Origin of the sequence: Peptoniphilus harei, assembly GCF_900454685.1 — a bacterium.
Lineage (GTDB): Bacteria > Bacillota > Clostridia > Tissierellales > Peptoniphilaceae > Peptoniphilus_A > Peptoniphilus_A harei.
Map to the genome: position 1 here is coordinate 224454 of NZ_UATM01000032.1, position 13243 is coordinate 237696.

At 36.5% G+C, this 13243-nt stretch carries 11 protein-coding genes; 5 read left to right on the forward strand and 6 right to left on the reverse strand.

What is annotated here, in order from left to right:
* Window positions 1–35 precede the first annotated feature (35 nt).
* Together DRZ96_RS02520 and proB are read right to left on the reverse strand one after the other, a co-directional pair.
* Window positions 36–1292, reverse strand: a complete 1257-nt coding sequence (locus DRZ96_RS02520) for a glutamate-5-semialdehyde dehydrogenase (RefSeq protein WP_112889458.1) — start codon at window positions 1290–1292, stop codon at window positions 36–38.
* Window positions 1270–2052, reverse strand: a complete 783-nt coding sequence (gene proB / locus DRZ96_RS02525; RefSeq protein ID WP_112889459.1) for a glutamate 5-kinase — start codon at window positions 2050–2052, stop codon at window positions 1270–1272. The genes DRZ96_RS02520 and proB overlap by 23 nt, the downstream gene beginning before the upstream one ends.
* 161 nt (window positions 2053–2213) lie before the next feature.
* Here proB and DRZ96_RS02530 point away from each other — a divergent pair, with 161 nt between their 5' ends.
* A complete protein-coding gene (locus DRZ96_RS02530) occupies window positions 2214–4514 on the forward strand; it encodes a bifunctional dihydroorotate dehydrogenase B NAD binding subunit/NADPH-dependent glutamate synthase (RefSeq protein ID WP_112889460.1) in 2301 nt (766 codons plus the stop codon).
* Window positions 4515–4897: 383 nt separating this feature from the next.
* Window positions 4898–6499, forward strand: coding sequence for a ribosomal protection-like ABC-F family protein (abc-f, locus tag DRZ96_RS02535; protein WP_112889461.1), 1602 nt, complete (start codon window positions 4898–4900; stop codon window positions 6497–6499).
* Window positions 6500–6649: 150 nt separating this feature from the next.
* Here the strand turns inward: abc-f and DRZ96_RS02540 are convergent, their stop codons facing one another.
* Window positions 6650–6955: a cupin domain-containing protein gene (locus tag DRZ96_RS02540; protein ID WP_112889462.1), complete on the reverse strand. Its 306-nt coding sequence runs from the start codon at window positions 6953–6955 to the stop codon at window positions 6650–6652.
* 77 nt (window positions 6956–7032) lie between these two features.
* Here DRZ96_RS02540 and DRZ96_RS02545 point away from each other — a divergent pair, with 77 nt between their 5' ends.
* Window positions 7033–7509: a pyridoxamine 5'-phosphate oxidase family protein gene (locus DRZ96_RS02545; protein WP_112889463.1), complete on the forward strand. Its 477-nt coding sequence runs from the start codon at window positions 7033–7035 to the stop codon at window positions 7507–7509.
* Window positions 7510–7565: 56 nt separating this feature from the next.
* Here DRZ96_RS02545 and DRZ96_RS02550 read toward each other — a convergent pair whose 3' ends face one another.
* From DRZ96_RS02550 to DRZ96_RS02560, 3 genes are all read right to left on the reverse strand, one after another.
* Window positions 7566–8522, reverse strand: coding sequence for a bile acid:sodium symporter family protein (locus DRZ96_RS02550; RefSeq protein WP_112889464.1), 957 nt, complete (start codon window positions 8520–8522; stop codon window positions 7566–7568).
* A 1-nt stretch (window position 8523) separates the two neighbouring features.
* Window positions 8524–9357 carry a pantoate--beta-alanine ligase gene (panC, locus tag DRZ96_RS02555; RefSeq protein ID WP_112889465.1) on the reverse strand — a complete coding sequence of 278 codons (834 nt, stop codon included), beginning with the start codon at window positions 9355–9357 and terminating at the stop codon, window positions 8524–8526.
* A 155-nt stretch (window positions 9358–9512) separates the two neighbouring features.
* Entirely contained in the window at window positions 9513–10319 is an 807-nt protein-coding gene (locus DRZ96_RS02560; RefSeq protein ID WP_112889466.1) for a thioredoxin domain-containing protein, read from the reverse strand.
* 206 nt (window positions 10320–10525) lie between these two features.
* On the opposite strand from DRZ96_RS02560, the gene nrdD reads away from it, so the two are divergent.
* Together nrdD and nrdG are read left to right on the forward strand one after the other, a co-directional pair.
* Entirely contained in the window at window positions 10526–12649 is a 2124-nt protein-coding gene (gene nrdD / locus DRZ96_RS02565) for an anaerobic ribonucleoside-triphosphate reductase (RefSeq protein ID WP_112889467.1), read from the forward strand.
* Window positions 12649–13143, forward strand: a complete 495-nt coding sequence (gene nrdG, locus DRZ96_RS02570; protein WP_112889468.1) for an anaerobic ribonucleoside-triphosphate reductase activating protein — start codon at window positions 12649–12651, stop codon at window positions 13141–13143. The genes nrdD and nrdG overlap by 1 nt, the downstream gene beginning before the upstream one ends.
* Window positions 13144–13243 lie beyond the last annotated feature (100 nt).

The window sequence follows — 13243 nt, forward strand, 5'->3', positions numbered from 1 at the left end:
AATTTAAAAAATCTACTACAAGATCCTAAAAATCCTTACTTCCTGTATTCTCCATGACCAAAAATTATATACTTATAACTCACAAGTTCGTCAAGACCAACTGGTCCTCTTGCGTGGAGTTTTTGTGTTGAAATCCCAAGTTCTGCTCCCTTGCCAAATTCTCCTCCATCAGTAAATCTTGTTGAGGCATTTACATAGACACAGGCTGAGTCAACTTCTTCTAAGAACTTCATGGCCCTTTCATAAGATTCTGTCAAAATAGATTCTGAATGGCCTGTTGAATATCTTGTGATGTGGTCAATAGCAACATCTACATCATCAACTGTCTTAACAGAAACTTCGTAATCCAAATATTCTCTGCCGTAGTCATCTTCTTCTGCCTTTACAGCATTTTTAATCTTAGGAAGAGCGGCTTCATCTGCATGAACCTTGATGTCATACTTTTCAACAACTTGGTTAAATAAATCAAAAAACTCATCTGGCAGATTTTTATTTAAGACAAGAGATTCCACTGCATTGCAAACTCCAATTCTTTGAGTCTTTGCATTTTCAATAATCTTGACAGCATTTTCAATATCGCACATATCGTCAACATAGATGTGGCAGTTGCCCACTCCTGTTTCAATCACAGGTACCTTGGCATTTTCAACTACTGAGTTAATAAGAGATGATGATCCTCTTGGAAGTAGGAGATCAACATAACCCTTTAGTTGCATCAATTCCTTTGAGGATTCTCTTGACGTGTCCTTTACAATTTGAACAAAGTTCTCATCGTAGCCAGCATTTTTTATCCCAAGTCTAATGGCATCAGCTATGGCTATGTTGGACTTGATGGACTCCTTGCCCCCACGAAGGATAATGGCACTTGAAGCCTTGAGAGAAAGAATAGCTGCATCAAGAGTTACATTTGGTCTTGATTCATAAATTATGGCAATAACTCCCATTGGGACAGTCTTCTTACCAATTAAAAGGCCTGCATAGTTTTCTTCCATTGATAGGACCTTGCCCACTGGGTCCTTAAAGTCAATAACTTCGTCAATGGACTTGGCCATGCCTTCGATTCTCTCATCAGTTAAAAGAAGTCTGTCGATTAGGCCTTCAGGCATCTTATTTTCTCTACCCTTCTTGATGTCTTCTTCGTTAGCCCTTAAAATATTTTCCTTTTCAGATAAAAGAGCCTTCTTGATTTCGAGAAGCATGGCATTTTTTTCCTTAGTTTTTAATTTTTTTAACTTGTAGGATGCTTCCTTTGCAATCTTTCCCAGTTCTTTAACACTTAAAATATGTTCCAATTTCTTCTCCTTTTATTATATCCCTAATGATCTTCATGTTTTCTCCAGATCCAATTACAACTTCTATGTCCTTTTCTATGGCAAGCTTGGCCGCCTTAATCTTGGTGTACATGCCACCTGTTCCAACATTAGAATTAGTTTCCTTGGCCATGCCTTCCACGTCTTTTATGTTTGCAACCTCATGGATAATTTTTGCTTCAGGATTTTTTCTCGGGTCGTCAGTATAAAGTCCCTCTATGTCTGTTAGCATAATAAGTAAGTCTGCATCAATCATCCTGGCAATAACTGCCGAGAGGGTGTCGTTGTCCCCGAACTTAATTTCATAAGTAGAAATTGTGTCGTTCTCATTTATTATTGGGATTACATTCATGCCCAAGAGTTTCTCAAAGGTATTCTCTGCATTGACCCTCATCTCCTCGTCAACTTCAATAGTCCTTGTGAGTAGGACTTGGGCAGAATTGTAGCCATAGGATACAAGAGACCTGTCGTAAATATTTGTCAAGGCAACTTGACCTACTGCTGCAGCAGCCTGCTTGTCAGAAGTTTCCTTTGGCCTTTCCACTAGATTTAATTTTGCACGCCCTGCTGCAATGGCACCTGAAGAAACAAGGACAACATCATAGCCTTGGTTCTTTAGGTTTGCAATTTCAAAGCAGAGCTCGTCGATTTTTTGTAAATTTATTTTTCCATTGTCGTGGGTTATGGATGAAGACCCAACCTTTATCACGACTTTCTTTATTTCTCTTGAAAATTTTCTCATTTCAACCACCTTATTTATAATATACTTGAAATTTACACATTAGTAAATATTTTTTCACATTTGTGGTCTCCTTATAATCTTAAATAAATAATCTTACTATATTAAATTTCCCATCAAGAACAATTGCCCTTATGCTATAATAATCTTGGAGTGTGATTATTTTGCCAAAAATTTTAAGAAAAGAAGAACTTGCGCCAAATATATTTTTATTTGACATATATGCGCCAAAGATTGCAGCATCTGCAAAACCAGGCCAATTTGTTATTTTAATTGCTGACAAGTATTCTGAGAGAATTCCCCTAACTATTTCTGATTACGACGTAGATAGAGGGTCTGTCCAAATAGTTGTCCAAGCTTCTGGTGAATCTACAAAGAAGATTGCAGCCTATGAAGAAGGAGAAAGCTTCAAAGACTTTGTTGGACCTCTTGGCCACGCATCAGATTTTTATGACATGGACCTAGAAGACCTAAAGGACAAGAGATACTTATTCGTAGCAGGTGGAGTTGGTACTGCACCAGTTTATCCTCAAGCCAAATTTTTTAAGGACAAGGGCCTTCACTGCGACATAATCATTGGAGCAAAGTCCAAAGAATTTGTAATCCTTGAAGATGAATTAAAATCCGTTTGCGACAACTTATACATAGCAACTGATGACGGATCCTATGGCTTCAAGGGTCTTGTTACTGACAAAATTGTGGACCTTGTGGAAAATGAAAAGAAACACTACGACCAAGTGGTTTCCATTGGGCCTATGATAATGATGAAGTTTGTCTGCTTAACTACTAAGAAGTACGACCTTCCAACAACAGTTTCCCTAAACCCAATTATGGTTGATGGAACTGGCATGTGTGGTGCTTGTCGTGTTTCCATTGATGGAAAAACTAAGTTTGCCTGCGTCGATGGCCCAGAATTTGACGGTCACCTAGTTGACTTCGATTCTGCCATGAAAAGACAAAGACAATACATTGACAACAAGAAGACTCAAACAATTGCTGACCACCACTGCACAATGGACCTTGCAGTATCTGACCACAAGGCCGAGACTTCTTTAAAGGACAATCAAGACTTTGAAATAAAGAAAGCTGAAGACAGGTTTAAAAAGGTTCCAATTGCTGAACAAGCACCTGATGAAAGAAACAAAAACTTCAAGGAAGTTTGCCTTGGCTACACTGCCGAAGAAGCAGCAACAGAAGCTTCCAGATGTCTAAACTGTAAGAAACCTGGCTGTGTTGAAGGCTGCCCAGTTTCCATTGACATACCTGGCTTTATAAAGGAAATTGCAAGTGGCAACTTTGAGCAAGCCTACAAGGTTCTTTCCCTTTACACCTCTCTTCCTGCAGTTTGCGGCAGGGTTTGTCCACAAGAATCTCAGTGTGAAGAAAGATGTGTCCTCTTAAATAGGGGCGACGCAGTTTCTATTGGTAAGCTTGAAAGATTTGCAGCTGACTATGCAAGACGTCACCAAATCCAAGAAAGTGCCGACATCAGAAAGATTGACAAGAAGGTTGCAATAGTTGGAGCAGGTCCAGCAGGCCTTACTTGTGCAGGTGAACTTGCGAAAATGGGCTACAACGTGACGGTTTTTGAAGCCCTCCAACAATCTGGTGGAGTTTTAATATACGGTATTCCAGAATTTAGGCTTCCAGACGAAGTTGTTGAATACGAAGTTGAAAACATCAAAAAGCTTGGAGTTAAGTTTGAAAACAACTTTGTAATAGGAAGGACTGAAACTATAGACGACCTCATCAAGGAAGGCTTCGAAGCAGTCTTTATTGGATCAGGTGCCGGCCTACCTAAGTTTATGAATATTCCTGGCGAAAACCTAAATGGTGTTTATTCAGCCAACGAATTCTTGACAAGAAATAACCTCATGAGGTCCTTTGACGAAGAGTACGACACTCCAGTTAACGTTGGAGAAAAAGTTGCAGTTATTGGCGGCGGCAATGTTGCCATGGATGCTGCAAGAGTTGCAAAGAGACTTGGGGCCGACGTTTCTATTGTCTACAGACGTACAGAAAAGGAATTACCTGCAAGGACTGAAGAAGTCCACCACGCCAAGGAAGAGGGCATTAAGTTTGAAATGCTAACTGCACCTGTTGAAATCCTTGGAGATGACGAGGGCTGGGTTAAGGGAATGAAGTGCGTGAGAAACGAACTTGGAGAACCAGATGCATCTGGCAGGAGAAGGCCAGTTGCCATTGAAGGAAGTGACTATGAAGAGAACTTCCAAACAGTTATCATGGCTCTAGGAACAAATCCAAACCCACTAATTTCTTCAACTACAAAAAATCTTGACATAGAAAATTGGGGCGGCATCATTGTAAATGAAGAGTCCCAAACATCTCGCCAAGAAATCTTTGCTGGTGGAGATGCAGTTACAGGTTCTGCAACAGTAATCCTCGCCATGGGTGCTGGTAAAAATGCCGCGAAGTCAATCGACGAATTTTTGAGAAATAAATAAACTTATAAAGATAAAAATTAAGGGAAGAGTCTTAACTCTTCCCTATTTTTGTGTATTCATTACTTAAGTTAAGATGTTTTGATAAGTTTTTTAAAACATAATTATATCTTTAAATCTTCTTATATAGTTTTGAAAAAATATTATAAAATGAAGATCTAAAAGATAGAGGGAGTTATTACTACAATTCTGGCTCTTGATAGGGATATAAGATGTAGTAATTATACAAGTGAATCGGTTTCTTATGGCAAAGGGCTTATAGTATTCTGAATTGGGTATCTATTATGGAATAGTATTAGGAGGTACAGATAAATGATTAACACAAATAATTTTCTAAATAACTAAGAGAGGAAAAGAAATCCTCTCACAAAAACATAGGAGGATTTATGATATATATACAAGACTTAATAAAAACTTTACCAGATAGAAAGCTATTTGAAATTGATAGTTTATCAATAAATAAAAATGAAAAGATAGCCTTAATAGGAGAAAATGGTAAGGGTAAAACTACTTTTTTAAGAATAATATTAGGCTTAGATAAAGACTATACTGGTCAAGTAAGAGTGGATAGAGAACTGGGTTATTTATTAAATTATGACAGTAAAGCCAAGTACTTTTCTGATGAAACCTACTCTAAATCACAGTTAAGGGCTAATGACAACTATAGTCCAGGCGAAGAGCAAAGATTAAAGCTAACAGACCTATTATCAGATAGTTTTAAATTTCTATTAATCGACGAGCCTACATCTCACTTAGACTTAAAGCAAAAGGAAGAACTCATAGGAAAGCTAAATTCAAGAAAAGTTGGATATCTTCTAATTTCGCATGATCGTGATTTCATAAATAAAACTTGTAAAAAGATTTTAGAATTAAAGAACGGAAGAATTGAAGAATATAATGGGGACTACAAATTCTATCTTGAAGAAAGAGAGAAAAGACTTAAGTTTAAAGAAAAAGAGTATTCAAATTTTATAAAAGAAAAAAGAAGACTTGAAAATTTAGCTAGCAATATAAAAGAACAATCATCAAAAGTAAGAACCACGCCTAAAAGGATGGGAAACTCAGAAGCAAGGCTCCATAAGATGGGCGGTCAAGAAAACAAGAAAAAACTAGATAAACAAGTAAAATCTGTAGAATCCAGAATAGATCAACTAGAAGTAAAAGAAAAACCTAAAGAAGAAACAGAAATACAACTATCCATTCCAGATAATAAACAACTCCACTCTAAAGTTTTGATAAGAGGAGAAAAGCTAAATAAAGAGTTTGGAAATAAGATTTTATTTGAAAAATCCAACTTTCAAATAAAAAATAATTCTAAAACAGCTCTTATAGGAGAAAATGGAAGTGGAAAAACCACCCTTGTAAATATGATTCTAAATCAAGAAAATGTATGGGTGCATCCAAATCTTAAAATAGGTTATTTTAGTCAAATGAGTGATATTTTAGAAGAAGATGCTGATATCCTAGCAAATGTATTAAATACATCTATATATGATGAAACAATGACAAGAATTGTTCTTGCGAGATTAGGATTTAAGACTAATGATGTCCACAAGATTGTAAGTATTTTAAGTGATGGAGAAAAAGCCAAGGTAAAGTTGGCTAAAATATTAACTTCTGATTTTAACTATCTTATTTTTGATGAACCGACAAACTTTTTAGATATAAGAGCAATAGAAAGTTTAGAAAATCTATTGAAATCTTATGATAGACCATTTATATTTGTAAGTCATGATGAGGAGTTTATAAATAACCTAGCAGATACACTTTTGATTATAGAAGATAAAAGAATCAAAAATTTTAAAGGTAGTTTATCACAATACAAAAATAAAAAAGAGAAAACAACGAGTAGCAAGGATAGAGATAGTTTATTACTTGATTTTAGAATATCTTCCATAAGTTCTAGACTAGCAATGGAGTTACCTAAAGAGGAAAGAAAAAAACTAGAAGAGGAGTATAATAAACTCATTGAAGAAAGAAAAAAATAAATTTTAGCATCTACGAGAGTAGGTGCTTTTTTATGACTTAATTTTAAAATGTAACATTAGAAAAATAAAATCTCTCTATGTTAAAACAATAATTTCCAAGTTCATAAATTTTTATAAAGTCATAAATTTTTGCCATCTTCTAATAAAGTCCTACTTCCTAAAAATACAGAGCCAAACTGCCTCCTCCTGCCAGGAAACCCTGTGGATCTCGTGGGGTCTTATTACTAGGCTGTCCCCTTCTCCTAAGTCAAGTCTCCTTCCATCTTCATATTCTATTTGGGCCTTCCCTTTTAACAAGAAGACTATTTCAAGTTCATCTTGGTCATAAAAGCCTGTGACTTGGTCTAGGGACATTGTCCTAATAACTTTTATCCCATCGTCTTCGTAAATTTTTTCTTCAATTTCATCTTCACTAGAAAATCTTATATTTTTAAAAATATTGTATAATTTATCCATAGGCTAATTATATCACGACTTTAATTCTCAATATATAAGAGCAATAAATTTGCTATAATTATAAAAAGAGGTGGAAAATGTTTAGAGAAATGAGAAGAATAAAGCAAGAGCTTCCCCTTGAAGAAGCTAAGAGCTTGCTTATGAAAAATAAGAGAGGCGTCCTATCTTTAAATGGCGAAGATGGATACCCCTATTCTATTCCCATAAATTTTTTATATGACAATGAAGAAAATAAAATTTATTTTCACGGAGCAAAAAGTGGCTACAAGCTTGACTGCATCAGGAAGAATAATAAGGCCTGCTTTGTTACTTATGGGGACCAAGAGCTTTCAGACAATGGCTGGTCCTACTATCTAAATAGCCTAGTGGCCTTTGGAGAAATTGAAATCATAGAGGACAGAGACTTAGCCGCCAAAAAACTAATTGAACTTGCATCGAGATATTATCCTTCAATGTCAGAAATAAATGGAGTTATGGAGAGAAGTTTTAAAAACGCCCTAGTCTATTCCTTTAACATCCAGCACATGACTTGCAAGAGAGTTCACGAAAAATAAAAAATCGCAAGTAAAAAACCAAGGTCTTAGTTTTACCTAAAACCTTGGTTTTATTTTTATATATTTAACTTGACTTCTTCTAATTTCTTTTCTCTTTGACTTTCCCTATAGTGGGCAAATATTGAACCAATTAGGTTTTGAACTACAGAGAAAATTGCTCCTGGTAGGGCTGCAAGTGGGTTCATTGCAAAGTTTGTGTTTGCAAGAACTACTGCAAGACCAGAGTTTTGTGTGCCAACTTCAATTGATAGGGCTGACTGCTTGTCGTAGTCAAGTCCCACTAATTTTCCAAGACCAAGTCCAAGACCAAGGCCCAAAATATTGTGGATAATAACTACTCCAAAGACTAAAAGTCCTGAAGTCATAATTTTTTCTGCGTTAAGTCCCACAATGGCCGCAATGATAAGGGCAATTGCTATAGAAGAAATAAGTGGGAAAATAAAATCCACCTTCTTAATTCTTTCCTTTAAAAGTGTATTGGCAATAATTCCCAGTACTACTGGAAGTACAATTACCTTAACAATAGACATAAACATGGCCATAAAGGAAACTTCAACCAAAGATCCTGCCATCATATAGACAAGAAGTGGAGTCAAGATTGGGGCAAGTAAAGTTGAGGCAACTGTAAGTAGCACAGAATAAGCCAAGTCTCCTTCAGCAATATGACTCAAAACATTAGATGCTGTACCACCAGGGCAAGTTCCAACAAGGATTACCCCAAGGCTTATGTCCTTTGGCAATTTAAAAATCACTGACAAGAAAAGTGCCAAGAGGGGCATAATTGTGTACTGGCAAAGGGCTCCCAAAAATATAAGTTTTGGTGCCTTTAACAGATTTTTAAAGTCCTTGACTTCTATGCTAGTTCCCATCCCAAACATGGCCGCTGCCAAGAAGAGGGATGTGTAATTTGTCATCCCTTTAAAGGCATCTGGGTACCTTAGGGCAGTTGCAGAAAGAAGTAGGATAATTAAGATCAGATATTTTTCTATATAGGTTGAAATTTTTCTAAACATTTCAAACCTCGAAGAAAAAGTTGTCTATAAGTCTAGTTGTGCCAAACCTAACAGCAAGGGCAACAAGGCAGTCTCTATCAATGACATCCATGTCCCTTATTTCTTCTGTGTCAACAACTTGAACATACTCAATATCAGCAAGGTCTTCTGTCTTTATTTCGTCTTCAATGATTTTAATCAAATCTTCTGCCTTCATTCCCTTTTTCATGGCAGCCTTACCCTTTTCTAGGGCCCTATTGAGAACTGGTGCGGCCTTTCTCTCTTCATCAGACAAGTAAACATTTCTTGATGAGATTGCAAGTCCGTCATCTTCCCTTTTAATTGGGCAAGGAACAATTTCGATCCCAAAATTTAAGTCCTTGACTGCCTTTTTAACAATTAAAAACTGTTGGGCATCCTTCCTGCCAAAGTAGGCTCTAGTAGGTCTAAAGATGTTAAATAACTTTGTTAAAACAGTTAAAACTCCCCTAAAGTGAATTGGGCGAGTCTTGCCACATAAGTTGTCCTTTAAATCTTCGATAGTTACGTAAGTTTTGTGGTTTTGATAAAACTCCTCTGGGTCTGGTGTGAACACTGCGTCAACTCCAGCCTCTTCACAGAGTTTAAAATCTCTCTCTTCGTCTCTTGGGTAAGATTCGTAGTCTTCGCCAGGTCCAAATTGTGTTGGATTTACAAAAATAGACACGATTACGACGTCGTTGTTCTTTCTCGCCTCATCCATAAGTGACTTGTGACCTGCGTGCAAAAATCCCATAGTAGGAACCAAACCCACAGACTTTTGGTAATTTCCTTTAGTAAATTCCAAAGCTTCTTGTACATTTCTTAGTACCTTCATCATTCTCTCCTTAAAAATTTATTTTGGAGAAATATTTAATTATAAATATTTAAGTACGGTTTATAAGAATAATACCGTCTCCGGCAAATATTATAACAAATTTAATAATTTTTTGCAGAAAAAAAGGCACAAATTTAGTGCCTTGTCTACAAATTTTAAATTATTTTCACTATCTCAAAGGAATTAATTTTTTTAATTTCAACCTTGCCATCTCTTATAAGGTCTTCTAAGATATTTTCATCTCCAAAGGCAATTTTAATTTCATCTTTTAAGACCAAATCATAGGACCTTATGTAGTCCAAGATTTTTTCTTCTTCGCTAAGACCTTCTTCCCTCTCTTCTAGGTCTAGGTTTTCTAAGAAAAATTCTTCAACCCTTGAGAAGTCCATGATGTTTTGTAGGACTCTGGAGTTTTTTGTAATTAAAAATCCTGGTAGCTTCTTTACCCTGTAGTCAAAGGCCTCCATCCTATCCTGTAGGAACAAGTCGTGAGAGTTTTCATAATTAAATAAAAATTCATCATAGTCCAGACCAAAGCCATCTAGGATTTCCTTTTGGACTTCTAATTTAAATATATTTTTCCCAAAAATTATGGCTTCTTCTAAGGACTTCCTCATGTAGTCCTTGGCTAGGTCCCTATCCAACTCTTTAACCGAGATGAAATACTTGTCTAGTGGATAAGAAGACTTGTAGTCTTCTGTGAATAGGTCTGGCGATGATGGAAAGCCTGGCATGTGAGTTATAGTTCCTGTGGCCCTGTACATATCAAAGAGAATTTTGTTGCCAAGATCTACTGAGTTTTTGTCCCTAAAGTTCTCTGGCAAAAATTCTTCGTAGTTGCCAATTAGTCCTCCCATGACAAATTCATAATCAAAATTTTTATATTTTCTTTCAAATTTTCTTATTATTGGAAAAAGTCCCCACAAAAAGGGATCTAATAGGTCTGTAAATATTTTTAACATGGTCCCTCCTAATCTAGGTCGATTATATCAAAGGATAAAAATTTTTTCAGCAAAATCTTCTTAAAAAGACTTGACTTTTTGAGTTTTAATAATTATTTACACAATATATGTTTTCCTCATGGCTTTCATACACTATATGTAGTATAATTATATCCGTAATAAAAAAGGAGCGTTCATATATTTATATAAAAGGAGAGATGGAAAAAATGTTACAAGTTATCAAGAGAAACGGAAAAAAAGTTGACTTTGACAAGGCTAAAATTGTAATTGCCATTGAAAAGGCAATGCACTCGAGTTCTGGTGTCTACATAGAGGGTCAAGCTCTTGAAATTGCAAATGAAATCGAAAAGTTGGCAGGAGAAAAAGACCTTCCTCTTTCTATTTATGATATAGAAGGAGAAGTTTATTACCGTTTGATTCAAAACGACAACCCAGCTACTGCTAGGGCCTACGAGTCTTACAAGTCTGTTCAACAATTTAAGCGTGAACAAAACACTACTGATGATGATATTCTTGGTCTCTTAAACGAAACAAACGAAGACCTAATGGACGAGAACTCCAACAAAAATGCTGTTATTGCCTCTACTCAAAGAGACTTAATAGCAGGAGAAGTTTCAAAGGATATTGCCAAGAGAAAGATGATTCCAGGAGATTTAGTAGAAGCACACGAATCTGGCGCAATCCACATCCACGACATGGACTACTTTATCCAACCAATTTTCAACTGCTGCCTAGTTAACATGAAGGACATGCTTGACAATGGAACTGTTGTTAATGGCAAGATGATTGAAACTCCAAAGTCCTTTCAAGTTGCCTGCAATGTTATGACACAAATCATTGCTCAAATTGCATCAAACCAATATGGTGGCCAAAGTATTAATATCTCTTGTCTTGGCAAGTACCTAAGAAGGTCTTACGAAAAGAACCTTTCCCTTGCCCTTGACACTCTTGGAGATATTGAACTTGCAGAGAAAATGGCAAATCAAATGACTAAGAAGGACCTTGAAAGTGGAATCCAAACAATCCAATATCAAATAAATACCTTGATGACTTCCAACGGTCAAGCACCTTTCGTTACCTTATTCATGTGGCTTGAAGATGACGACCAATATGTTGATGAAGTTGCAATGATAATCGAAGAAATCTTAAAGCAAAGAATCCAAGGGATAAAAAATGATGCAGGTGTTTATGTTACACCAGCCTTTCCTAAGCTAATTTACGTTCTTGATGAAAATAACATCAACAAGGACTCAAAATATTATTATTTAACATCTCTTGCGATTAGATGTACAGCTAAAAGGATGTACCCTGACTACATTTCTGCCAAGAAGATGCGTGCCAACTACGAAGGCAACGTATTTTCTCCAATGGGATGCAGGGCTTTCCTTCCACCTTACAAGGATGAAAAGGGCAACTACAAGTTCGAAGGTAGGTTTAACATGGGAGCTTGCTCCATCAACCTTCCACAAATAGGAATCCTTGCTGGAGGAAACGAAGAAAAATTCTTTGAAATCCTTGAAAAAAGACTAGACCTAGTTAAGAGGGTTGGCCTATTGCGTTACGAACACCTAAAGAAGGTCAACAGCGACTCATCACCAATCCACTGGCAACACGGTGCTATTGCAAGACTTGGCAAGCATGAGCCTATTGCTCCACTTCTAGAAAATGGCTACTCAACAGTTTCTCTTGGCTATATTGGAATCTATGAAGCCACAATGCTTATTAAAGGCGTGAGCCACACAGACAAGAAGGGCTATGACTTTGCCATGAGGATCATGGACGCCCTTAACGATGCTGTCAAGAAGTGGACTGAAGAATATGGAATTAAGTTTACCCTTTACGCAACACCAGCTGAGTCACTTACACAAAGATTTGCCAACATTGACAAGGAAAGATTTGGCATCATAGAAAATGTAACTGACAAGGGTTACTACATCAATTCCTTCCACGTTGACGTTCGTGAAGAAATATCTGCCTTTGAAAAATTTAACTTCGAAGCAAAATTCCAAGATAAGTCAACTGGCGGCTGCATATCCTATGTAGAAATTCCAAACATGGGCCACAATCTAGAAGCCCTAGAGACAATTGTTAGATATATTTACGACAACATCCAATACGCAGAGTTCAACACAAAGTCAGACTATTGTGCAGAATGTGGCTTTGACGGTGAAATCAAATTAAACGACCATGGCGACTGGGAATGTCCACAATGCCACAACACAGACAGGTCAAGCCTTACAGTGGTAAGACGTACTTGTGGTTACCTTGGTGAAAACTTCTGGAACGAAGGTCGTACTAAGGAAATCAACGCAAGGGTTCTTCACATCTAATGAACTTTGCACAAATAAGAAAGTATGATGTTGCCAATGGCCCTGGAATAAGGACCACAATCTTTGTGACAGGCTGCACCCACAAGTGCCACAATTGTTTTAATGAAGAATACCAAGACTTTGACTTTGGTGATCCTTGGACCCAAAAGGAAACAGACGAAGTTATAGAAGATTTAAAGCTAGATGAAGTTAAGGGCCTTACCATCCTAGGTGGTGAGCCCTTCCAAAATGAAGTGGACCTCTTAAAAGTTCTTCGTGACATAAAAAAAGAAGTCCAAAAGGACATTTGGATCTTCTCTGGCTATACTTATGAAGAAATTTTAAAAGATGAGCACAAAAAGAAACTCCTAGAAGAGTGCGACGTCCTAGTTGATGGAAGATTTGTCGAAGCTTTAAAAGACTTAAATCTTAGGTTTCGAGGATCTTCCAATCAAAGGATAATAGACGTACAAAAATCTTTAGAGTCCAATGAAGTAGTTTTGTTTGACTTGTAAATTTTGTCTTAGAATTTTATCTAATTAATTACTTTATAAGACTTAATAAACCCTTTTATATAAATTAAAAATTAAGATAAAAAAACCTCAGCTTAACTGC

Excerpts from the sequence above, each read along its gene's own strand:
- DRZ96_RS02560 (WP_112889466.1), bottom strand. The coding sequence starts at position 10,319 with ATGTTAAAAATATTTACAGACCTATTAGATCCCTTTTTGTGGGGACTT.
- panC (WP_112889465.1), bottom strand. The coding sequence starts at position 9,357 with ATGAAGGTACTAAGAAATGTACAAGAAGCTTTGGAATTTACTAAAGGA.
- nrdD (WP_112889467.1), top strand. The coding sequence starts at position 10,526 with ATGTTACAAGTTATCAAGAGAAACGGAAAAAAAGTTGACTTTGACAAG.
- abc-f (WP_112889461.1), top strand. The coding sequence starts at position 4,898 with ATGATATATATACAAGACTTAATAAAAACTTTACCAGATAGAAAGCTA.
- nrdG (WP_112889468.1), top strand. The coding sequence starts at position 12,649 with ATGAACTTTGCACAAATAAGAAAGTATGATGTTGCCAATGGCCCTGGA.
- DRZ96_RS02545 (WP_112889463.1), top strand. The coding sequence starts at position 7,033 with ATGTTTAGAGAAATGAGAAGAATAAAGCAAGAGCTTCCCCTTGAAGAA.
- DRZ96_RS02540 (WP_112889462.1), bottom strand. The coding sequence starts at position 6,955 with ATGGATAAATTATACAATATTTTTAAAAATATAAGATTTTCTAGTGAA.
- proB (WP_112889459.1), bottom strand. The coding sequence starts at position 2,052 with ATGAGAAAATTTTCAAGAGAAATAAAGAAAGTCGTGATAAAGGTTGGG.
- DRZ96_RS02550 (WP_112889464.1), bottom strand. The coding sequence starts at position 8,522 with ATGTTTAGAAAAATTTCAACCTATATAGAAAAATATCTGATCTTAATT.